Annotated in this window: 17 protein-coding genes, 1 tRNA gene and 1 pseudogene; 4 read left to right on the forward strand and 15 right to left on the reverse strand. The window is 63.3% G+C overall.

From position 1 onward, the window contains the following. Positions 1 to 122: 122 nt before the first annotated feature. From G3O00_RS10940 to G3O00_RS10990, 11 genes are all read right to left on the reverse strand, one after another. A complete protein-coding gene (locus G3O00_RS10940; protein ID WP_206142962.1) occupies positions 123 to 779 on the reverse strand; it encodes a TerD family protein in 657 nt (218 codons plus the stop codon). Between the two features lie 100 nt (positions 780 to 879). Next, positions 880 to 1,896, reverse strand: a complete 1,017-nt coding sequence (locus G3O00_RS10945; RefSeq protein WP_174936177.1) for a DUF475 domain-containing protein — start codon at positions 1,894 to 1,896, stop codon at positions 880 to 882. Positions 1,897 to 1,940: 44 nt separating this feature from the next. Beyond that, positions 1,941 to 2,687: a VWA domain-containing protein gene (locus G3O00_RS10950; protein ID WP_206142963.1), complete on the reverse strand. Its 747-nt coding sequence runs from the start codon at positions 2,685 to 2,687 to the stop codon at positions 1,941 to 1,943. A 20-nt stretch (positions 2,688 to 2,707) separates the two neighbouring features. After that, on the reverse strand, positions 2,708 to 3,799 hold the full coding sequence (locus G3O00_RS10955) for a toxic anion resistance protein (protein WP_206142964.1): 1,092 nt from the start codon (positions 3,797 to 3,799) through the stop codon (positions 2,708 to 2,710). 413 nt (positions 3,800 to 4,212) lie between these two features. Further along, positions 4,213 to 5,544, reverse strand: a complete 1,332-nt coding sequence (locus G3O00_RS10960; RefSeq protein ID WP_206142965.1) for a virulence factor — start codon at positions 5,542 to 5,544, stop codon at positions 4,213 to 4,215. Positions 5,545 to 5,672: 128 nt separating this feature from the next. After that, complete coding sequence (locus G3O00_RS10965; protein ID WP_174936169.1) at positions 5,673 to 5,936, reverse strand: PAAR domain-containing protein; 264 nt, start codon at positions 5,934 to 5,936, stop codon at positions 5,673 to 5,675. 9 nt (positions 5,937 to 5,945) lie between these two features. Then, positions 5,946 to 7,427 carry a virulence factor gene (locus G3O00_RS10970; protein ID WP_206142966.1) on the reverse strand — a complete coding sequence of 494 codons (1,482 nt, stop codon included), beginning with the start codon at positions 7,425 to 7,427 and terminating at the stop codon, positions 5,946 to 5,948. After that, entirely contained in the window at positions 7,424 to 9,688 is a 2,265-nt protein-coding gene (locus tag G3O00_RS10975) for a hypothetical protein (RefSeq protein ID WP_206142967.1), read from the reverse strand. The genes G3O00_RS10970 and G3O00_RS10975 overlap by 4 nt, the downstream gene beginning before the upstream one ends. A 23-nt stretch (positions 9,689 to 9,711) precedes the next feature. Then, entirely contained in the window at positions 9,712 to 12,489 is a 2,778-nt protein-coding gene (locus tag G3O00_RS10980) for a type VI secretion system tip protein VgrG (protein WP_206142968.1), read from the reverse strand. 231 nt (positions 12,490 to 12,720) lie between these two features. Then, positions 12,721 to 13,146 carry a hypothetical protein gene (locus G3O00_RS10985; RefSeq protein WP_206142969.1) on the reverse strand — a complete coding sequence of 142 codons (426 nt, stop codon included), beginning with the start codon at positions 13,144 to 13,146 and terminating at the stop codon, positions 12,721 to 12,723. Between the two features lie 45 nt (positions 13,147 to 13,191). After that, positions 13,192 to 13,821, reverse strand: a complete 630-nt coding sequence (locus tag G3O00_RS10990; RefSeq protein WP_206142970.1) for a LysE family translocator — start codon at positions 13,819 to 13,821, stop codon at positions 13,192 to 13,194. 347 nt (positions 13,822 to 14,168) lie between these two features. Between G3O00_RS10990 and G3O00_RS10995 the strand changes: the two genes are divergently transcribed. Both G3O00_RS10995 and G3O00_RS11000 read left to right on the forward strand, forming a co-directional pair. Next, the gene (locus tag G3O00_RS10995) at positions 14,169 to 16,349 is read left to right on the forward strand and encodes a TonB-dependent siderophore receptor (protein ID WP_206142971.1); all 2,181 of its coding nucleotides are present in this window, start codon (positions 14,169 to 14,171) and stop codon (positions 16,347 to 16,349) included. A gap of 57 nt (positions 16,350 to 16,406) precedes the next feature. Beyond that, positions 16,407 to 16,497: transfer RNA gene (locus G3O00_RS11000), tRNA-Ser, on the forward strand. Positions 16,498 to 16,834: 337 nt separating this feature from the next. Here the strand turns inward: G3O00_RS11000 and G3O00_RS11005 are convergent. Beyond that, complete coding sequence (locus tag G3O00_RS11005; RefSeq protein WP_206142972.1) at positions 16,835 to 16,993, reverse strand: hypothetical protein; 159 nt, start codon at positions 16,991 to 16,993, stop codon at positions 16,835 to 16,837. A gap of 183 nt (positions 16,994 to 17,176) precedes the next feature. Between G3O00_RS11005 and G3O00_RS11010 the strand changes: the two genes are divergently transcribed. Next, on the forward strand, positions 17,177 to 17,785 hold the full coding sequence (locus G3O00_RS11010) for a DUF2939 domain-containing protein (RefSeq protein WP_206142973.1): 609 nt from the start codon (positions 17,177 to 17,179) through the stop codon (positions 17,783 to 17,785). Between the two features lie 148 nt (positions 17,786 to 17,933). Beyond that, positions 17,934 to 18,536: a hypothetical protein gene (locus G3O00_RS11015; protein ID WP_206142974.1), complete on the forward strand. Its 603-nt coding sequence runs from the start codon at positions 17,934 to 17,936 to the stop codon at positions 18,534 to 18,536. 65 nt (positions 18,537 to 18,601) lie between these two features. On the opposite strand, the gene G3O00_RS11020 is transcribed toward G3O00_RS11015, so the two are convergent. From G3O00_RS11020 to acs, 3 genes and pseudogenes are all read right to left on the reverse strand, one after another. Further along, complete coding sequence (locus G3O00_RS11020; protein WP_206142975.1) at positions 18,602 to 20,617, reverse strand: sodium:solute symporter family protein; 2,016 nt, start codon at positions 20,615 to 20,617, stop codon at positions 18,602 to 18,604. Between the two features lie 3 nt (positions 20,618 to 20,620). Beyond that, on the reverse strand, positions 20,621 to 20,965 hold the full coding sequence (locus G3O00_RS11025) for a DUF4212 domain-containing protein (RefSeq protein WP_011352647.1): 345 nt from the start codon (positions 20,963 to 20,965) through the stop codon (positions 20,621 to 20,623). Positions 20,966 to 21,049: 84 nt separating this feature from the next. Next, positions 21,050 to 23,033, reverse strand: a pseudogene (acs, locus tag G3O00_RS11030) (acetate--CoA ligase). Positions 23,034 to 23,286: the final 253 nt, after the last annotated feature.

The raw sequence follows: 23,286 nt of genomic DNA on the forward strand, positions 1-23,286 counted from the left end.
TGACGCCCGGGCGTGCGCTCGGGCGTCGTATCGAACTCGAGCCGCTTCGGCTCGTCGGACGGATTCGTCATCGCTGCTTCCTGCCCGGCGCGGCGGTGTCCCGCCGGCCGGGCTGCCGCCAGTCAGACCGCGCCGCCATAAGCGCGCACGAAGTCGCCCAGGCCGCGGTTGTAGCCGGCGCCGACTGCCTTGAACATGAAGTGGCTGTCGCGGCGATAGAAGCTGCCGACCTGCACCGACGTCTCCATCGAGAAGTCTTCCTCGAGCGCGTACTTCGCGATCACCGCGCCCGACACTTCGTCGGCGATCTGGATGTAGCTGTTGCGCACCTGGCCGAAATTCTGCCGACGCGCTTCGGCCTGGTCGATCGTCACGACCACCGAGATTTCCTCGATGTCCGCGGCAAGCTTCGTCATGTCGATGAAGATCACCTCGTCGTCGCCGTCGCCGCTGCCCGTGCGGTTGTCGCCGCTATGCACGACACCCAGGCACTTCGACGCGGGCATCCCGCGCTTCGGGAAATCGTCGCCCGGCTGGATGAAGGTGTCCTTGCGCTCCATCGTGCGCACTTCGCTGTTGTAGAACACGAAGTGCTGATCCGAGATCAGCTTCGGATTGCTCTGCGCGTCGTATTTGCACAGGAACACCGACACGTCGAGATCGAAATCCGTACCCGTGTCCGTCGAGTTCGCGTCCCAACCGAGACCGATGCGGAACTTCTGCGTGCCGGGCGCTTCCTTCGACAGGTTGACGCGACCGCCTTTCGACAAATTGATCATCTGAACCTCTTCTGCTGGAACCGCCGTTGTGCCGGCGGCAATGCCGGGCCGCCCTGCGCGGCCCCTCGTTGATGGTGTTCAACCCGCGCGTGACGCGCGATTACTCGCCCGCCACGGCCGTCCGGTCTTCCTTGCGCTGCACGACGATCGACGACCACACGGCCGCGGCGATCATCGCCGCGCCGACCAGGCCCGTGATGACCTCGGGCACCTCGAACTTCACGCCGAGGAACATGATCGTTGCGAGCGCACCGATTGCCCAGAAAGCGCCGTGTTCGAGATAACGGTATTGCGCGAGCGTGCCCTTCTTCAGCAGCACGAGCGTCATCTCCCGGATATAGGCCGCGCCGACGCCAAGGCCGAGCGCGATCAGGAAGATGTTGTTCGACAGCGCGAATGCACCAATCACGCCGTCGAAGCTGAACGACGAATCGAGCACTTCGAGATACATGAAACCCGCGACGCCTTCGCGCACCACGCGCGTACCCGTCTCCTCGCCGCCGATCAGGTCGCCGATGCCGTGCGCGATCACGAAGCTGATCACGCCGAATGCACCCGCGAGCAGGAAAGCCACCTGCTCGGCTGCCGGCACGTAGAGCGACGCAATGATGATGATCGCGAGCGTCAGCGCCACTTCCAGCGCCGTGATGCGGCCGAGGTGGCTCATCGGGCCTTCCAGGAAGCCGATCCAGTGCTCGTCCTTCTCGGTGTCGAGCATGAACTTGAAGAACACCATCAGCAGGAACGCGCCGCCGAATGCGGATACCTGGTGATGTGCGGACGTGAGGATCGACGCGTACTGCTCCGGCGACTCGATCGCGAGCTTCAGCGCGTCCCACATGCCGATGTGTCCGATCACCGCGACGATCAGCAGCGGGAACACGAGCCGCATGCCGAACACGGCGACCGGCAGGCCGAACACCATGAAGCGGTTGCGCCACTTCTCCGACCAGTTCTTGAGCACCGATGCGTTGACGACCGCGTTGTCGAGCGACAGCGAGATTTCGAGCACCGACAGGACCGCGACGATCAGCATGTCCTTCACGCCGCCGAGGAGATAGGCCGCGATCAGCGCGAGCACCGTAAGCGACAACGGGATCTTGAAGTCTTTCAACATGATGGGGGTAATCGAGTTCTGGATAAAAGGCGTGCGGGCCGCGCTTACTTCGCGCGCACCCAGTCGCAGAATTCCTGCGTGATCAGCTGTTCGTAGATATGTTCGTCGCTGACGTCGAGCGATTCGAGATGCAGGAAGCCGACGTTCGGCATCTCGTCCGCGATTTCCGCGAGGAAGCCGAATTCGCTCGGATCGCCGACACCGACGAGCGACCAGTACAGCGGGTAGTGCTGCGACTCGGCCAGTAGCTGGCGCACGCGCTTGCGATCGTTCTTCGGGTTCTGGCCGTCGGTGACGAACAGCACCCATGCGGGCAGATGGCCGTTCACCGGCGCGGAAGCGGCCGGTGCCGGCGTCTCGTCCGCGCCGCCGAACAGCCGGCTCAGGAAGCCGCGCTTCTCTTCGCGCTTCGGCGACGGCTCCGGCGCGCGGAAGAAGAAGTCGACGATGTCGTTCATTACCGGCGCGTACTGCGTGCCGCCCCACTTGTCGATCCGCGCTTCGAGCACGTAGTCGGAGATGTACGAGCCGTAGTTGTCCGGCGTGGCGGTCGGCAGGCGGTCGTAGCCTTCGGTGAAGGTCCACGTGTCGACTTCGCCGTTGTCGTCGAACTTCAGTGCGATGCCGAGGATCCGGTCATGCGTCTCCTGGATCACGCCCGACTGGTACAGCGGCTTCGCGGAGCCGGAGATGTCGAGCGCCGCGCCGACGCGTACGACAGGCGGCTTCAGGATCTGGCGTTTTTCGAGGACGATCGCGACCTTCGCCGCGCGTTTCTCAAGCGTAATCATGCGGTGTTCTCTCAGTTCTCTCAGTTGTGCTTCGGAGCGAATCGGGTGATCAGGTCCTGTTCGATCTGGCGCAGGCGCGGCGCGTCCTGCTCGCGCTGGCGCTTGCCGTCGGCGATGATCTGCGTGACGTCGTCGAATGCGCCGAACAGCTGCTGCTGCGCGTATTCGAACGTATCGGTCGAGATCACCGGGCGCTGGCCGAGCTTCGCGACTTCCTGCGCGTTCTGGCGGTTCAGGTCGGCCTGCGCGCGGATCGCCTCGTCGGCCGCGTCGTACGTCGCGTTCGCGAGCGCCGCCGCGCGCTTCGTGCTGAGCTGCTCGAGGTAGAGCGCGAACGCGTTGGTCCACGCGGGGATCAGCACGGTCTTGATCGTCATGAACTTCGACGTCAGCGTGCGTTTCTGGTCCTGCTCCATCCGGATCTGCGGCGCGAGCTGCTTCGACATCAGCATTGCGCGATCGAGGTCGTCGAGCTTGCTTTCGAGTGCGTCGACCTTGCGCTTCACGTCGAGCAGGCGCTGTGCGGCGAACGCATCGTCCGCCGGCTGCTGGCCGGCCGCGAGATGCGCGCGCAGCGTCGCGAGCGCCGTTTCGCCGTGCGCCTTCGACTGCGCGAGCTCCTGGTGCAGCGCGTAGTTGTCGTTGTACATCCGCTCGAGCTCGTCGATGCCGGCCTTCTGGCGCTGCGCATGGTTCTCGAGTTCGACGACGAGCGTGTCCATCCGCTTGCTCACCGACTCGTACTGCGACAGCAGCTTCTCCTTGGTCGAGCGGAACAGCCGCGTGACCTGCGTGAGCAGCCCGCCCTTGTCGGCGCCGCGCGGGTCAAGCCCCTTCGCGGTCGCGATCAGTTCGTTGAGCTTGTCGCCGAACTGGTCGGCATCCGACGCGCGGACGCTTGCGAGAATCTGCTGGGAGAAGGCCGCGATCCGCGTGCCCTGCGTCGCGCCGAGCTGGTCGATCTCGTCGACGGTGATCAGGCGGACATTCTCCGCCGGGCGTGCGGCCGGCACGGCAACGGCGGCGGCAGGCATGACGACGGGGGACGAAGACGGGGTGGAAGGACGATCGCTGACCGCATCGGAGTTCTTGTCATCGAATAGCGGCTTCATGTGGCTACCACGTTTCCTTTTCTGCTTTCTGCTGCGTGTTGTCATGCGCGCGAGGCGCGCATCCGCGATTGCCGCCGTGCTCTCTCACGAGCGGCAGACGGACAATAAAGGGCGACGACGCGGTGCGTCAAGAGATGTAAATCTTTCAATTTCCATACGTCTTGTAATGTATGCGATGGAAATCTCGATACGGCTCCGGGTGACGTGAGGACACATGCCTTGATGGAGCGTGAATCCGGATTTCTCGGGACACGTGGGCAGCGAATAATAGAAAGTATTTTGAAAGAATTGGTCTTTTGCTATTCCGCTGATTGTTACAGATTGCTTAATACGACGAGCGCCATTGTCGCGACGCATCATGCGGCGGTGAATGTGCGGAAGCCCGTCATGTCGCAATCATCCTGTGGCGGGTTCTACTCCGAATACCCCTGCGACGCCGGGCGTGCATCGTGACGACGGCCCCACCACGGCAAGTACGCGTTGTTTTCACCGCGTGCACGAAACCAGTTCTTGCTGGTGTCGATCGGCGTCAGCTTCGACGGTGCGACCACCACCACTGCCGTCGGATGCTCGGTGTCGGTCGTTCCCGCCACGAGCACGTTTCCGCCGAGGTGCTTCGCTCGGCCGATCGCCAACGCGACATCGGTCAACGCCGCGCCGGCACCCATGTCACCGAGCAATGCCGACGTATTGAAGGTCTGTGCATGGAGGTCGTATTCCGGCAGCACCTCTGTCAGTGATTGCGACAGCGCGGCAGCCCCAGTCGACGCGGCATCGCTGCCCTTGCCTGCGTCGTGAATGACGTAGTTCAGTGACGAGACCGTGACGCCGGCATTGCTCGCCGCTGCGTCGATCGTCGATGCCCGCACCACGCGGCTCGCGCCTTGCTTCGCCTCGAAATCGTCGACGTTGCTTCGTGCAGCCTTGCCGATCCATGCCAGCGGTTCGCGCTCGGTCTTCAGATTCGGGCCGGCAAGGAACAGCAGCACCATGTTCTCGTTGATCTGTTCGTCCTGCGGCGGAAAACTCGGCGCGTCCCAGTTCATCACCCAGACGCTTTTGTCGGGGTGCGCGGCCAGATAGTCCAGCGCGGCGTTCAGCGACGTGAAACCGGCGTTGCCTTGACCTGGCGTCACGTGCACATCGGGCGGCGTATCGCGGCTCCATAGGTCTTTTGCGGACGGGTTGCCGATTTCGAACATGCTTGCAATCTCGTCACGCAAATATGACGCGGCCCGCTTAGGTTTCAGTCGATCGCGGGGAATGGCCAACTCGACGTGTATGCCAGCCAGCTCTCTCCAATTCCACCGCCAGCGCGAGCTGACGGTATAGAAGTAGTCGCTGTTCATGACATAGCGCGTGCGAAACAGTACCAGGAGCTCGTTGACATACTTTTTATAGAACCCGGAAAACGACTCACGGCCCCGGTTACCATCCGCGACGATGGATATCGGTTGCAAGGTCGTGTATTTCGCGGGGTTGGCCCGCACCATATCGTCGTTGCTGTTCGGCTTGACCAGCCCGAGCGTCCACAGCAATTGCCACTCGGTCGGATAATCACGACGCTGCAGTGGATTGAGCCATGCAAGTCCAACGACCTGGGCAACGAACGGCACTGCGGATGCCTCCTCGACGGCCTGCGCCGATGCGGTGTTCATCTCCGCGCGCACCGGCAAGACCAACAGGATTGTCGCCGCCGCGATCACCACGGACCCGACATGTCTGACAAGAGTGAAGCAGGACATTAGTATTCCTAATCGAACCGGTCAGCAAAGCGTTGACTGCCGACCAGTCTGCACCGGAGGCCGGTTGAAACCGGCACCCCCGTCTTCATTCCCAATGGCGTGTACGTCGTGACAAGCGTCCCAACGACTCATTCCCGCCCTGACGACGCCAGACTCGAAATTAGCGTCGCGCCACACGAAGTTTTGTGACCATCGAACGCCGCGGGTTTTCCGTCGACGATCACCTGCGGATCGCCTTCGGCGATAAAGCAAGCCTGATGCCCCGAGATCGGGCAGACGCACGCGTCACCAAGCCGGGCGACCGGCCGGCCCATCACTTCACTGACCGCGCTGCCGGTCACGACCTGGCCGCCGTGGCTCGTCGCGTCGCCGACTCGAATGATTCCGCGCATGCGGGCTCCTTATTCCGAATAGCCCTGTGTCGTCGAGCTAGAATCGTGACGACGCCCCCACCAAGGCAAATACGCATTGTTTGCGCCACGTGCGCGGAACCAGTTCTTGTTCGTGTCTATCGGCGTCAATTTCGAAGGTGCGACGACAACCACCGCAGTCGGATGCTCGCTGTCGGTCGTTCCTGCTACGAGCACGTTTCCGCCGAGATGATTCGCTCGGCCGATCGCGAGTACGACATCCGTCAGCGCCGCGCCGGCGCCCATGTCGCCGAGCAACGCTGACGTGTTGAAAGTCTGTGTACGGAAGTCGTATTCCGGTAGCACTTCCGTCAGCGTTTGCGACAGCGAGGCGATGCGTGTCGACGCAGCATCGCTGCCCTTGCCCGCGTCGTGCACGACGTAATTCAATGACGAGACTGACACGCCCGCATTGCTCACCGCCGTATCGATCGTCGACTTCCATGCCTGTACCGCGCGGCTGGCGCCTTGCTTCGCCTCGAAATCCTTGACGTTGCCTCGTGCAGCCTTGCCGATCCAGGCAAGCGGCTCACGCTCGGTCTTCATATCAGGGCCAGCCAGAAACAGCACCACCATGTTCTCGTTGGTCTTTCCATCTTGCGGCGGAAAGTTCGGCGCATCCCAATTCATTACCCACGCGCTTTTGTCCGGATGTGCAGCCAGATAGTCCAGCGCGGCGTTCAATGACGTAAAGCCCGCATTCCCTTGCCCCGCCGTCACGTGTACATCGGGTGGTGCATCACGGGTCCAAAGATTTTTCGCGGACGGATTACCGATTTCGAAGATGTTGATGATCCGATCACGCAGATAGGAGCCGGCCAACGCAGGATCAATTCGGCCAGAAGGAACTGCCAGCTCGACATGCATGCCTGCCAACTCTCGCCACTTTCGTTGCTCGCTCGGGCTGACGGTATAAAAATAGCCTTCGCCAGTAAAATACGGCACACGGAAGAGCAGCAGCAGCTTATCGACATATTTCTCATAAAAACCAGAAAAAGATTCGCGCCCCCGACGACCATCCGCAACAATGGAAATTGGCTGCAACGTCGAATATTTATTCGGATTTGTTCGAACCATATCATCGTTGACGTTCGGCTTGACCAGGCCGAGTGTCCACAATATTTGCCACTCAGTGGGGTAATCCTTGCGTTGAAGCGGATTCATCCAGCCAAGCCCTACGACCTGAGCAACGAAGGGTTGAGATGAACCCGCTCCAGCAATCGGGGTTGCCTTATCGATCGACGATGCCGCGACTGCCCGTGGAGTTGCCATCACCGTTGCAAATGCAAACACCATGACTGCCACGAGGCCAGGGACCAGCACCAGTCGTTTCATCAGATTACCCATGCTCAATAACTCTCCCGCCGGCTTGCCGGACGAAATCAATATCAAAAACGATGCCCCTAAAGCAAGGAACAATGCAAGACCAGCAACCCCGACCCGACGCGGCCAAGTGGCAATGACCGCTCTCATAAAACTCCCCCCAGCTTCAGGAAAAATCCGCCATCTCGCTCGTCATATATCTTTGGCGGCATCTTTGCATGCTCATCATTCTTTGCCCATTCATGCAAAAATAAATCCCCATACTTTCCGTTGTTTATATAATCAGCCAACTTGAAATTCGGATCACCCTTCGCTGCATCGCTGGCGAATCGCCAGTCAGCCTGAATTCTTGCATTCTCAAAGTCATCTGCGGTCAGATAGCAAAGGCCAACCGCCACATCATAGGCCAGTGCCATTTCGGCATGGTCCTTGTTGGTCATGATGGTCGAATGGTTGGTGGGGTTGTTCTTGTCCCCTCCGTTCAGGATCGCGAAGATCTCCTTGTTTCTCCATTCGGTGTAGTCAGCGCTCGCTGCGTCCGGATTGTCCTCTCCGATCACTTTTCCTGCCTCGTTGACCCAGCGGCGATTCCCTGATCTCCGCGCTTCCATCCGGAGAATGGAGTGATCCTCGTATCGCTGCGCGGCCTCGGATGCTGCGTTGCCCTTCGCTTTCAGCGCGACGCCCTCAGGCGTCGCGAATTTTTCTGACTGTTTGTCGAAGTTGTCGTATGGATCGTCATCCCGCTTGTTCTCCTTGTTGGCATCGAGTCCAGCTGACGGCGGATCGTAGCCCTCGTTGAAGGCTCCTTCTTCGAGCAGTGTCCCGTTTGCATCGCGCGCACCCGATGGCTCGTTATAGCGCAACGCCTTGGGAAAGAAGCGCGTTTCCTTGTCGAGCATCGGTGCGGTAATCGGGATTTCCCATTTTTCCGGCGGCAGGGCGTTGACCTCCATGTCCGACAAGTTGAACAGGTAAAGGGCCGGGCTCGTTACAAACGTGAAAAACTTCGCGATCCACCCTTCATTGGAATGCATGCCTCGCGCAAAACCGTACCGCGCGGGCGGTGACGGCGGATACCAAAACCCCTCCGTTTTGTTCTTGGGGCTACGCCAGTCATTCTCCCAATACTGGTATATCTTTTTGTCACCGCCGACTTCGAAATTCGACGCAAACACACGTTGCGAGAAAACACCCCACGCGTTCGTCGCACTGATCTCTTCAATACTCATGCCGCGCCAGCCGATCCCTTGAACAGTTAGAGCTGAAATGACTTGATCATGCGGGCAGCAGTACAGCGTCACTCTTCCGTAGGTGTTTGTGCCGTACAACCCATGCGCCTCCCGGTCCTTGGCTGCGCTATACGGCTTCCCCCCGCACTTCGACGGTCTTGCGTTTTCCATTGCGCGATCGAGATCCTCCGCTGGCATCTCCAGATCGGCCCGAGCGCGCAGGATATCGAAGTACTCCCTCAGCGTTTCCTTGCGTGCAACATAGGTCTCGCGCCCCACATGCCCGTTCTTGTCGCGTACCCCGCGCTGTGCCCAGGTATCGGTGAAGTTGCTCTCCACGAGGCTGTACGGGGGATTGGCAAGAACGTAAGTGTCTGCGACGCAGCGTCCTTTCTTGCCCCACTGATCCGTCACCTCGGGCAACCGGTCGCCAAGGAATGCAGCGGCGAGCCCGATCATGTTTCCCTGGCTGTGGCACACGATCGTGATCGGCACGTCGGCCTGCCGCTTGCGGATCGATTCGACCAGGCGCGCAAGTCGCAGCGCACCCAGCACGCCATAGGTGCGCGACGGCGTCGAGTAGATCTTGCGATTGCCGATCGAATTCATGTGCTGGACGGTCAGCCACAGAAAAAGCCGGTCGTGCAACCCGTCGTTCCACAGATCAGGCAGACTCGAACAGCCGCCCGCGAATGGCCCGCCGCCCCAGTAATTGTTCTCGTTGAGCATGATCTTGTCGCCATACTTCTTCAGCTCGTCGGCATTCGCTGAGTAGCCCCACCGGAAATGAATGACGGGCGAAAAGGACGGATCGGACTTGATGTACGTCTGCGACGACATCTCCGGATTCAGGAAGCCGTCAGGGGTGAGGCTGTCGATATAACTGACCGGCGTCATCTGCCCGGCCACCGGCCCACACTGGAACAGTTGATCGTCATACCGCCCCATGCGCCGGTTCAATCCAGCGCACAGCCCTTCCTCGGCGTCCTTGAACCATTCGCCCTCCGAATTCACCCCGTGAACGAAAATGACGACACCCGGCAGCGGCATCTGCATCACGCACTGGAGGTCGTTGCGGTTGAACAGCGTCGTCCCCGCTCCACCACCCACCGACGTCTGCGACGGGTCGTCCGTCGACGGCTGTCCGCCCGGGTTCTGCGAAAAGTTGTAGTTGAACATGTTGTTTTTCTTAAAGACTCAGCTCAGGTTCTCGACTTGAAGAAGCGCACCGCCAGTTGTTCGAACTGATCGCTGCTGACCGGCGCCAGCTTGCCTTCCGCGTCGGTCTTCCCCTTGATCAATTCGCCCGATGCCTTGCGCACCTCGGCTTCCATCCCTTCGACCGGCTGCCCGTCGGTCGCCCGAACCAGTTTCGGCACCCGTCCCAGCGAGCCCTGGTCGAACTTCGGGAAATCGGCGCTCATGCTCGCCGGCCCGGCCCACGTATGCGACGCGGACTTGACGATGAAACTCCCCGGACACCCGAGCTCGATATCCCCGCCCTGCAGCTTCAGATACGCGCCGCCCGACGTCACGAACACGACTTGCTCGCTGGCCATGCCCGCGAGCTTTCCGCCCCCCGCCGTCATCTGGATGTTTTTCGCGGAATCGATCTGCGTGTCGTCGTTCTGGCTCTGCAGCGTCACCTTCCCCTGGTTGGCGATCGCCGAGACCCCTTCGCTGTGCGCGAACATCGCCACGCCATGGCCGGCCTGCAGGTTGATCCGCTGCCCGCTCGTGTACTGCAAATGGTTCTGCGCGACGATATCGACGTTGCCGCCCGCATGGGTCGCGACGGTCTTCGGCGTCGCGATGCTGATCCCGGCCGGCGCGGTGATGCCGATCGCCGCCATCGACGCGCCCGACGACTCGCCGCCACCGGCGGCTTCCCCGTTCGGCCAGCCTTTCACCGTGGTCATCAGCGCGTCGTGCGGCTGCGTATCGGGCACCACGCCCTGATGCTGGCCCGCATAGTCGCCGAGACTCTTGAACAGCTCGACGCATTCCTGCATCAGTTGCAGATACTCGTCGCGCGCCAGGTGGCCGTCGCTCGCGCGCAGCCGTTCCCAGGCCGAAATCAGCATCGCCTTGCCGCTGCGGATCGCCACATGCGCATCGCTGCGCAACTCGGCGCCCTCGCCGCGCGCCGCGCCCTGGCCGTTGTCGCGCGGCTGCGTCAGATAACCGAGGTTCAGCTGGCTATGCGCATGCTCGCTCGCCAGCTGGCTGCTGATCTGCCCCGGCGTATCGTCGAAGCGGATCTGGTTGTACCGCTGCCCCTTGATTTCCTTCGTCTTCGTGCCGGACAGGTAACGGTTGCCCGGCAGCGCGCCGGTATGGCTGAAGGTCGCCGGCATGTTCGGCCCGTTGGCCAGCACGCCCATCACGACGAGCCGGTCCGGATCGCCGCCGATATGGCCGATCAGCACCTCCATGCCGACACGCGGCAAGGTATTCGCGCCGAAGCTCGGCCCGGCGAGCGCGCAGGCGACTCGCACCGGCGCGCTGTCGGTCGGCGTGCCGCTCGTGCCGGCGCCCTGCGCATGCGTGTGATCGTCCGCATTCAGCCCCTGGATCTGCACCCGGATGCGGCCCATTTCATCGCAGAACACCTCTTCCCCGTCGGGTCCGACGACGACGGCCGTCATCGGATGCACGGCCGGCAGGTCGACATGGGGATCGTAGGCCGGGGTCAGCGGCACGCCGCGTCGCACGCACGAGAACGTGTTCTCGTAGCGCCGGTCGTTTTCATCGCCTGGCTTGCTGTTCACGTCGGTCGGCACCGCGTTGAACAGCACGCGGCTTGCCGCGAACAGCGACTGCGCGCGCTCGTTCAGCTCCTTCGGCAGGTTGTTCCGTACCCGGTGATGAAGCGACGTGACGACGAACTGCCGCTGCTCGGCCGGCAATGTGTCGAGCTGCGGATGCTCGGCGAGCGCAAACCAGTGGCCGACGGCCAGATCGCGCACGTTGCTCACGCCGTCGACGGATTCCGCGCGCAGTTCGTGCGCGAGCATGCGGTCCTTGCCGATCCGGTCGAGATCGGACGACGAATTCCCCGCGTGCGGAATATCGATGACGCTGTCGGCCAGCAAATGCCCGAGATCGTTGCCGCCGTCGCCCTGGTCGACGATCGTCGCCTGTTCGGTTTGCGACATCCGGCCGGTCTTGTAGTCCCACGTCGGCCGGACGATCTTGCCCGGGATCAGGCTGCGGCTCGTCGCCCACAGCGTGATCGAGTCGCGCTCTTCGGTAGCGGCGTCGCGGTGATAGCGCACGGTACCGGCAAGCGTCTCGGGCAACTTCATCGAATCGTCGGCAAAGACCAGCGTATGAACCGGCGTGTCGTTCGCGTTGCCGTTCGCCCGCTCGCCGGCCTTGCCTGCCTTGACGAAGACGGTCGCACCGTCGCGCCGCAGCAGCCGCCGGATGAAGTGCGCGTCCGACTCGTTGACCTGTCGCGTGAGTTCGCGCGCCGGGTAACGTTCGCCTTGCAGGCCGGACAGGTCGAATTCAAATGCGCCCGCCAGCGCCGAGCTACGCTGGCGCCACTCCTGCAGCAGCACGCCGAGGATGTCGGGCAGGTTCTTGGTGCGGAACAGTCGCGAATTGGTTCGCCGCTCCATGACCGACAGCACGTCGCGAACCGTCAACTGGTAGCAGGTCAGCGAACCGTCCGACTGTCCGGTACGGACGTCGGTAACGATGCCGTTGATGGTATGGAGACGCCCGCGATCGGTCGTCATCTCGACGGAAACCGGTAGCCCGATAAAGCTGCGGATCGGGAGGTCGGCCCGCGCGGACACGCAGGTCAGATGTCCCTCGATGCCCGTCATCAACCCTTCGCGGATGTCCGCATACTGGAGCGCGAGCACCTGCTCGAGCGTTTTCTGAGCAGGCCCCCAGTTCATGCGAACCGGTCGATTGTTCTGATCGACCACCCCGGACGCAAATGTGCGTAGCAATTCGGCTGTATTCACAGCATGACTCTCAGGATTTTGTTTTACTTCGTTGTTCATCGGGCAATCACGCCCGATGGTCCGTCCTGGGAGTGCTGCCCGCCTGGTTTTTTGGCGAGCATATCAAATTTGTCAGGCAGGTGACGATATTTTGAAAGGATTTAGAGCGCTTTGTGTAATGCTTCTGACCAGATTTAAAACTTCACAATCTTTCAAAGGGATAGCGCCTCGTCCGGCGGCACCCGATCGTCGTCATGGCGTCGCGCCGGCAGGCACTTGCCGCATCCCTAGCCGCGGCAACACGAACGGCACCGATCGGTCACGAATCGTGAAATCCCACCGTCCTTCAATGTCCACGAACGTCGCGCTGAAATGCCGGTCGTCGGCCCAGGTCATGTCGTCCAGATGGCACGACGCGTACATCGCGCCCACCGTGCGCCGCGCGAGTTCCTTCAACGGATCCTTCGCCACGAGCGTGAACGTGACGGCCTCCTCGAACGGGCAGTCGTAGTCGGTGACGAGCAGATAGGCGTCCGGCGTCTCGAACTGGCGAAGCAGGACAAAGCCGGAAACGGTGAGGCCGGAACGCTCGCCATTCACGAGCACACGGGTGCGTGACGGCCACGTTTCATACGGACCGTCGTGCGTTTCGAGCGTGAAGCGCTCGATCGGCTTCATCGCCGCGCCGGTTGGCGAGGGGCTTGCTCCCGACGCATCGCCGCGTCAGTTCGCGGCCTTGCGATACAGCGCGACGTACCCCGCGAGCATCAGCAGCAACGACCCGCTGACGCGGTTCAGCCACTTCTCCCCCGCCGCTTTCCACACACGCACCGAATGCACGCCGAGCAGCGCATAGCCGGTCATCCCGGCGACATCGATCGCGACGATCGTCGCCGCGAGGATCGCGTACTGCGGCGCGATCGCGTGCGACCGGTCGACGAACTGCGGCAGCAGCGCGGACATGAACAGGTAGTACTTCGGGTTGCTCATTGCAACGAAGAAGCTCTTCAGGAACGCGGCCCGGCGATCGGGCGTCGCGTGAACGAGCGACGGCGCAGCGGCAGAACCGCCGGACGACAGCAGCATCCGCACGCCGACATAGGCGAGCCACGCGGCACCGGCCAGCTTCAGCGTGACGAATGCCGTTTCCGACGCGTCGAGCAGCATCCCGAGACCGAACCCGACCAGCGCAACGAGCACGACATCGGCCGTGACGGCGCCGAGCATGCCGACCATCGCGTGACGCAATCCGTACCGCGAGCCGTTGCTCATTGCGAGCAACACCGTCGGGCCGGGCGTCGCAACGCCGACGGACAGGATCAGGGCAAAAGCGAGCAAGGCGGACAGCGACATGGCGTGGCGTTCCTTCTGAAGGGAGCTTGCGTACGGGGTGACGTCGCCGTCTTCGGCCATGCGGGCCGCTGCCGGCACGCACGCATCGTTACGACGAATTCGAGCGACTCATGATCGCACGTTCGTCCCGATGTGCACTCGGCGGCCATGCGACGTCGATCCTGCACGGCGCTCCCCCGCCATCCCAAATAGTGAGCGATTATTTTCGTAAACGACAATGATTCTCGTTTACGTTAGACTCCGCCGCTCAATAAAAAACCGTCCGCGACTGCACGGACGCATCACACCGCCCGGATTCCGACTTGCCGCCCTGGGATGGATTACCGACCACACCCGATTTGCGTCCCATGTCGACACTTTCGTTACCCGCCCGGCGTCTTACGCCGATTGCCTTCGGCATTGCGCTGACCTGCGCGCTCGCGACCTCGGCGCAGGCCCAGCAGGCCGCGTCCGCCGCCACTGTCGCGCCCAACACGTCCGTGCTGCCGTCGATCAACGTCACGGGCGCCGCCGAGCCGCTGCCCGGCGACCTCGCGCCGACCTACGCGGGCGGCCAGGTCGCGCGCGGTGCGGATTACGGCGTACTCGGCCGGCAAAAGGCGAGCGACGTGCCGTTCAGCATGACCACCTACACGTCGAAGCTGATCGAAGACCAGCAGGCACGCACCCTCGCCGACGTGCTCGACAACGATCCGGCCGTGCGTAGCGCGACCGGCTACGGCAACTTCTCGCAGGTATTCATCATCCGCGGCTTCCAGCTCGCCGGCGACGACGTCTCGCTGAACGGCCTGTACGGCGTCACGCCGCGACAGCTCGTCCAGACCGATGCGGTCGAACGCGTCGACGTGCTCAAGGGCGCGAATGCATTCCTGAGCGGCGCGTCACCAAACGGCTCCGCGGTTGGCGGCGGCGTGAACCTGCAGTTGAAGCGCGCAGACGACAAACCGCTCACGCGTGTCACCGTCGACGGCTCGGTGTCCGGCTCGATCGGCACCCACGTCGACGTCGGCCGCCGCTTCGGCAGCGAGGGCCAGTTCGGTGTGCGTGTGAACCAGTCGATCAGCGGCGGCGACACGGCCGTCAGCGACGAGCGCCACCGCAACAACGTGACGGCCGTGTCGCTCGACTGGCGCGGCGACAAGCTGCGCCTGTACGGCGACTTCCTGTATCAGCGCGAACGGATCGACAACGGCCGCCCCGTCGTGCTGGTCAGCGGCAACCAGGTGCCGGCCGTGCCGTCCGCGACGCACAACTACGCGCAGTCGTGGAGCTTCAGCGAACTGGAGGATACGGTCGGGATCGTGCGCGCCGAATACGATTTCCTGCCTGCGTGGACGGCCTATGTGTCGGCCGGCGCCCGACATACGAACGAGCACGGCGACTACTACACGCCGACCTACTCGTCGTCCGGCACGACCGGCTCGCGCCTGAGCGTGCCGCACAAGGAGGATGCCCAATCGGCCGAAGCCGGCGTGCGCGGCCGCTTCACGACCGGCCCCGTGTCGCACTTCGTGACGGCCGGCGCGTCGTTCATCCGCATCGACAGCCAGTCTGCGTACACGATGTCGAGTGCGTTCCCGACGACGCTCTACGATCCGGCACCGGTCGCGTTCCCGCCGACCGCCTACGCGGGCGGCGACATGAGCGATCCGGGCACGGTCACCAAGACCTGGCTGCGCAGCGTCGCGGTGTCCGACACGCTCGGCTTCCTCGGCGACCGCGTGCTGTTCACGATCGGTGCGCGCCGCCAGTCGATCTCCGTCGACAATTTCGACTACACGGGCGCGGTGTCGTCGACGTACAGCGACGCGATCACGACGCCCGTGTTCGGTCTCGTCGTCAAACCGTGGCAGAACGTATCGATCTACGCGAATCGCAGCGAGGCACTCGCGCAGGGCGAAATCGCGCCGAACACCGCGCGCAATGCGGGCCAGTCGCTGTCGCCGTTCCGGTCGAAGCAGGTCGAGGCCGGCATCCGCTACGACACCAGCAAGTACGGTGCGTCGCTCGCGCTGTTCCAGATCGAGAAGCCGATGGCGTACACCGATCCGACGTCGAACCTGTTCGGCGCCAATGGCACGCAACGACACCGCGGCGTGGAAACGGCCGTGTACGGCGAACCGTGGAAAGGCGTCCGGCTGATCGCGGGCGCGACGTACATCAACGCGACGCTGCAGAACACGGCGGGGGGCGCGAACGACGGCAACCGGCCGATCGGCGTGCCGTCGTTCCTGCTCAACGCGGGCGCCGAATACGACGTGCCGATGCTGCGCGGCCTCACGCTGACCGCACGCTGGATCCACACGGGCCCGCAGTACGTGGACGTCGCGAATACGGCGTCGATCCAGGCGTGGGACCGCTACGACCTCGGTGCGCGCTACGCGACGGCGCTGTTCGGCCGGAAGACGACGTTCCGTGCGACCGTGCGCAATGTCACGAACAAGTCGTACTGGTCGTCGACGACCGGCGGGTACCTGACGCAGGGCGATCCGCGCTCGGTGTGGCTGTCGATGACGACGGATTTTTGACGATTGCGGAAGGGAGTGGCGGGCGGCCCCCAGAGTTTGCTATACTCTCGGTCTTCCGGAGAGATGGATGAGTGGTTTAAGTCGCACGCCTGGAAAGCGTGTATAGGTTAATCGCCTATCGGGGGTTCGAATCCCCCTCTCTCCGCCAGATTTCGATGCCCGCGCAAGCGGGCATTTTCGTTTCCGGAGAGAAGCAAGCCGACAGTTCGGCTTGCGTGGGGGATTCGAAGGGATTCGCTTGCAAGCGAATCCGCGGCCCGCGCTCGTGTGGGCGAATCCCCCTCTCTCCGCCAGATTTGAATGCCCGCGCAAGCGGGCATTTTCGTTTCCGGAGAGAAGCAAGCCGACAGTTCGGCTTGCGCGGGGGATTCGAAGGGATTCGCTTGCAAGCGAATCCGCGGCCTGCGCTCGTGTGGGCGAATCCCCCTCTCTCCGCCAGGACATCGGCAAAAACGGGCGCTCGGCCCGTTTTTCATTTCTGCACGTCAAAGCGCCCGTCGATCGCCGGTGCCGCAACCGTTGGCGGCGCCCATGATGCGCTCTTGCAGCGTCGCCCCATCGCCCAGCGCAAACTCGCCCGCCATCGCACGCTTCGCATCGATTTCCGCCACCGGGCATCGAGCGGGCGCGCGGACGCGGGTCATGCAATTCAAAGCGTTTTTATCGCTCGCATGTCTTGCTCAGCCTGAAAACACCCCATTCAATCCGTCATTCGAAATGGAATAGCGATCACATATCCGCGTCGCAGATTGTCGGCGACTCAAATATTCCGGCATGCGGCCGTTAAAATGACGTCCCGATAAACAATATGAACGCGCGTAGAGACCATGAAAAATAAAAAACTGATGGCGATCGCCGGAATCGCAATAGCCGCGGGCGTGGCGTCCAGTTATGCGAGCCCGTACATCACCCTGTATCAGATGCGATCGGCCCTGGTCGACAACGATGCCGACTCGTTTTCTTCCTATGTCGACTATCCATCGATGCGAGAAAGCCTGCGTGCGCAATTCATGACCATGATGCACGCGAAATTGGCGAATTCCCCCGAGATGAACGGCAATTCACTCGCCGACCTGGGAATGATGATGGCGGTGGGCGTCGTGAATCAAGCCATCGACACGATGGTTACACCAGCGGGTGTCATGGCCATGATGGCCCAGGGACCCGCCAGGCCCGCGCACGCCAGCGAGCCTGCATCCGCTCCCGAACCATCGGAAACAGCCCACGCTGGCTCCGGCGGTAACGCCGCGCCGCAAACATCGGGGGGCAAGCCGAAGGCCGACTATTCGATCGGCTACAAGAACTGGTCCACTGTCACCGCAACTTCTCGAAAAGGAACCGACGACGAGGTAACGTTTGTCTTCAAGCGTGACGGCCTGTGGTCCTGGAAGCTGAGCGCAGTCAATCTGCCGATCGACAAATTCGGTTCAAACTGATTGCCGGGAAACGGACGGGACCCTGCGCGGTCCATCCGCTTCCTCGTTTGGGTCGAGCGTGCGGCGCACCGCAACTCCCGAACACCGCACGCTAAAGATGTGTATTCTCCTGACGATATCCAGGGTTTCATCACCGCGAGTCAGATCCATGCGATTGAGTCCACGGTTCGCCATGCTGGCTGTCGCGGCGACGATGCTGTCAGCCTGCACAACGGCATTTTCGCCCGCGTCGATCAGCACCACCGTCGCGGTGACCTCTCCCCCGCCGCTCGAGAAATCGCTGCGCGACGGTGGATCGTCGACCGACCTGTCGGTCATCGGTCAGCCTGCATCGCAATTCCGCACGCTTCTTTCCGTTCGCGAATGCGCTGCCGCCAAATGCGCGGCGGGAATCGCCAAGCCGACGCTCGCGGTCACGGTCCAGCGCGTGTCCGAAGGACAGGCAGCGATACGCTTCTCGGTCAACGGAGAGATCGGCAGCAGCCAGACGCTGAAATCGCAAACCGGGAACGCCGCGTCGGAAGTGACCATGTCGATCCCGTCGGGCGTGACGCCGATCAACGATCAATTTGCCGTCGATCGGGCCGCGACGATCAAGATTGGCGAGTTCCGCCACGTGGCCTTGCCGCATGGCATCCGTGCCTATGTCTGCGTCGCCATACCGAACGCCAAAGGCGTGACGGACGGAAGCTGTGATTTCAGCCGGGTGCAGATGACCAAGGGAGCCGAGCTCGGGATTTCCGCGCTCTGACCCACCCGCCGCGGCGCCGACACGAACGCGTCCCGACACTTGAGCCGTGCCGGAAGACACCCGCGTCACGGATGCCGGATGTAATCCACCAGCGCCCGCGTATATTCATCCGGCTTTCGATCAAGCAGACTCACGACGATCGCCACCGCGAACCCCGCCGGCACCCCGAACACCCCCGAACTGATCGATTCGATCCCGAACCACGTGCGCCCCGCGAACCCCGTCAGCTGCGTGAAGAACGGATAGGTCGACACGATGTAGTACACGCACACCGCGAGCCCCGTCACCATCCCGGCGATTGCACCGCGCGTCGTCGTGCGCTTCCAGAACACGCCGAGCACGAGCACCGGAAAGAAGCTCGAGGCGGCCAGCGAGAACGCCGCGCCGACGAGAAACAGGATCTTCCCGGTATTGAGCGACGCGACATACGACGCGAACAAGGCGACGCCGAGCAGCAGCACCTTCGAGATCGTCACGCGCCGCTGGCTCGATGCATCGGGCGCGACCATGCAGTAATAGACGTCGTGCGACAACGCATTCGCGATCGTCAGCAGCAGCCCGTCCGCGGTCGACAGCGCCGCGGCAAGCGCACCGGCCGCGATCAGTCCCGACACGACATACGGCAGCCCGGCGATCTCCGGCGCGGCCAGCACGACCATGTCCGGCTGCATCTGGATTTCCGACCAGTGCACGATGCCGTCGCGAATCACTTCGACGACGCTGATCAGGTCGGGTTCGAAGTGATGCCATTGCGTGACCCACGCCGGCAATTCGGCGAACGGCCGCCCGACGAGATTCGCGAGGATCTCGTACTTGATCAGCACCGCGAGCACCGGCACGCTCAGGTAGAACAGCGCGATGAAGAACAAGGTCCACCCGACCGAGCGCCGCGCCGACGCAACCGACGTGGTCGTGTTGTAGCGCGTCAGGATGTGCGGCAGGCTCGCGGTGCCGAGCGACAGGCACAGCAGTAGTGCAAGGAAATTCCGCTCGCGCGGCTTGCGTTCGTCGTCGCTCGCGGCGGGAAACGGCTCGTGCATCGGCACGGGCGGCTCGGCACGGGCCAGCAGATCGTCGCGCGCCTGCGTCCACGCGACGCGCGCCGCCGCCGGATCGCGCGGGAAGTCGGCCAGCTCGCGCTCGCGCTGGCTGATCTCGCGCAGCGGCCCGTTGTGGCGCCGCAGGTCGGCAAGCTGGTCGGTGAGATGGCGGCGTGCGTCCGCATAGGATGCCGGCAGCCGGTCGAGCCGCGTCTGGATATCCGCGGCTTGCCGCCGATACGCGTCGCGCACCTGCTGCTCGTCGAATGCATCGCGCACCTGCGCCTCACGCGCCGCGACCCGCTCCATCAGCTTGCCGTAGTTGAATTGCGGCACGGGGCCGAGCCCGTTCTTCATCGCGATCAGCGACACCGGAATCAGGATCGCACTGATCAGGATGATGTACTGCGCGACCTGCGTCCACGTGACCGCGCGCATCCCGCCAAGAAACGAGCACACGAGAATGCCCGCGAGCCCGCAGAAGATCCCGATCGCGAAATCGACGCCGATGAAGCGTGTCGCGATCAGGCCGATCCCCTGGATCTGCGCGACCAGGTACACGAACGAACACAGGATCGCCGCACCGGCCGCCAGCGCGCGCACGGCCGTGCTCGAAAAGCGCGTACCGAGAAAATCGGGAATCGTGTAGCGCGCGAGCTTGCGCACATAAGGCGCGAGCAGGAACGCGACGAGGCAGAACCCGCCCGTCCAGCCCATCAAGTACGCGAGTGCATCGTAGCCGGTCGAGTAGAGCGATCCGGCCAGGCCAATGAACGATGCGGCCGACAGCCAGTCGGCCGCCGTCGCCATTCCGTTGAACGCAGACGGCACGCGCCGCCCGGCCACGTAGTACTCGACGAGATCGGACGTGCGCGACAGCAGCCCGATCACCGCATACACGGCAATCGGCACGAACAGGAACACGTAGCCGATCCAGACGCCGGAGCCGGTGGCACGCTCGATCCGCCACATCAGCAGCACGAACCCGAGAAACCCCAGCGTGTAGAGCGCGTATGCGCGGATCAGTCGATGCGTCAGCATGAATCAGGGCCCGCCGCGTGCGTTGCCGGCAAGCGCCGCATGGTCGTCGTATGCGCGGCGCAACGTCCGGTCCGCGCGTTGCATCAAGCCGATGTAGACGACGATCAGCACGAGATACACGAGAATCGCGCCCTGCGCACCGACGTAGAACGGCAGGCTGAACCCGGCGAAGCGGATCCCTGCGAGCGCAGGTGCGAAGAACGGCACGATGAACGACACCGAAAAGCCGATCACCATCAGCACCGCGATCAGCGCGACGTTGAAGCGCCAGTAGCGGGCGTGGGCACGCGCGAGCGGCTCGGGAACGGGCGGCGGTGCGGCAGGCGCGGGACGGGTCGGAACGGTCATGCCGTTATGTAACAAAAAGCCCCTGCGCGGGCAATCGGGATTGCCGCGCAGGGGCTCGTGCGCGAGATGCGCAACCGGTACCGATCAGCGCACTTCGGCGAGCTGATCGAGGATGGCCGGGTTCTCGAGCGTGGACGTGTCCTGCGTGATCGCTTCACCCTTCGCGAGCGAACGCAGCAGGCGCCGCATGATCTTGCCCGAGCGGGTCTTCGGCAGGTTGTCGCCGAAGCGGATGTCCTTCGGCTTCGCGATCGGCCCGATCTGCTTGCCGACCCAGTCGCGCAGCGTCTTCGCCAGCGCCGCGGCTTCCTCGCCTTCCGGACGCGAACGCTTCAGCACCACGAACGCGACCACCGCCTCGCCCGTCGTATCGTCCGGACGGCCGACCACGGCCGCCTCGGCCACAAGTTCGTGCGAGACCAGCGCCGATTCGATTTTCCATCGTGCCGAGCCGGTGGCCCGACACGTTCAGCACGTCGTCGATCCGGCCCATGATCGTGAAGTAGCCGGTGTCCTTGTCGCGCACGGTGCCGTCGCCGGCCAGATACAGCCGCCCGCCGAGTTCCTCGGGGTAGTAGCTCTTCTTGAAACGCTCCGGGTCGCCCCAGATCGTGCGGATCATCGCGGGCCACGGGCGCTTGACGACGAGGATGCCGCCCTGCCCGTTCGGCACGTCCTGGCCGGTTTCGTCGACCACCGCGGCCATGATGCCCGGCAGCGGCAGCGTGCACGAACCGGGGACGGTCGGCGTCGCGCCCGGCAGCGGCGTGATCATGTGGCCGCCCGTTTCGGTCTGCCACCACGTGTCGACGATCGGGCAGCGCTCCTGGCCGACGTGCTTGTGATACCACATCCAGGCTTCCGGATTGATCGGCTCGCCGACGGTGCCGATGATGCGCAGGCTCGACAGGTCGTAGCTCTTCGGATGCACCTTGTCGTCGGCTTCGGCTGCCTTGATCAGCGAACGGATCGCGGTCGGCGCGGTGTAGAACACGGTGACCTTGTGGTCGCCGATCATCTTCCAGAAGCGGCCGGCGTCCGGGTAGGTCGGCACGCCTTCGAATACGACCTGCGTGCCGCCGCATGCGAGCGGGCCGTAGGTGATGTACGTGTGGCCCGTGACCCAGCCGATGTCGGCCGTGCACCAGAACACGTCGGTGGGTTTCCAGTCGAAGGTCCACTTCATCGTCTGCGCGGCCCACAGCAGGTAGCCGCCCGTGCTGTGCTGCACGCCCTTCGGCTTGCCGGTCGAGCCCGACGTATACAGGATGAACAGCGGATGCTCGGCGCCGACCCATTCCGGCTCGCACTGGTCGGATTCGCCCGCCGTCAGTTCGTGCATCCACAGGTCGCGCTCGGCGTGCCAGTCGATCTTGCCACCGGTGCGGCGATAGACGATCACGCTCTTCACGGCCTCGCAGCCGCCCAGCGCGATCGCTTCATCCGCGATGCTCTTCAGCGGCAGCGTCTTGCCGCCGCGCGCCTGTTCGTCGGCCGTGATGAGCGCCGTCGCGCCGACGTCGACGAGCCGCTCGTTCAACGACTTCGCGGAGAAGCCGCCGAACACGACCGAGTGCGTCGCGCCGATGCGCGCGCAGGCCTGCATCGCGACGATGCCTTCGATCGACATCGGGATATAGATGACGACGCGGTCGCCCTTGCCGATCCCGCGCTTCTTCAGTGCATTCGCGAAACGCGATACGCGCGCGAGGAGATCCGCATAGGTGACGCGCGTGACGGTGCCGTCGTCGGCTTCGAAGATCACCGCGACGCGCTCGCCGTTGCCGGCTTCGACGTGACGGTCGAGGCAGTTGTACGACGCGTTCAGCTCGCCGTCCTCGAACCACTTGTAGAACGGTGCGTTGGACTCGTCGAGCACTTTCGTGAACGGCTTGTGCCACGCAAGACCCTCGCGCGCGAGACGCGCCCAGAATCCTTCGTAATCGTTCTCGGCCTCGGCGGCGAGCGCACGGTAGGCCGGCATGCCGGAAATGGTCGCCGCCTGTTCGAGCGCCGCGGGCGGCGCAAACTGACGGGTTTCGTGAAGAACCGATTCAATCGCAGACATCGACTACCCCTTGGTGAACATGAATCCTCTGCATGGCGGCGCGATCGTGCGCGCCGCGCGTCTTGGCCGGCGCAAGCGCGCCGCTGTCTCCTACCACCCGCGCACGGCCCGAAGGCTGCTGCACGATGCTGCGCCGCACCACGTCGCACGAAGGCGACCGGGCGACCCGACAGTTTCCACGATAAGCGCTTGAACTTACCCGTCACTTACGCGGCACGGCCGATTCGCCCGTCGGGCGGCGCCCGCTTGTAGC

Source organism: Burkholderia sp. Ac-20384 (assembly GCF_017104605.1).
Taxonomy (GTDB): Bacteria; Pseudomonadota; Gammaproteobacteria; order Burkholderiales; family Burkholderiaceae; genus Burkholderia; species Burkholderia lata.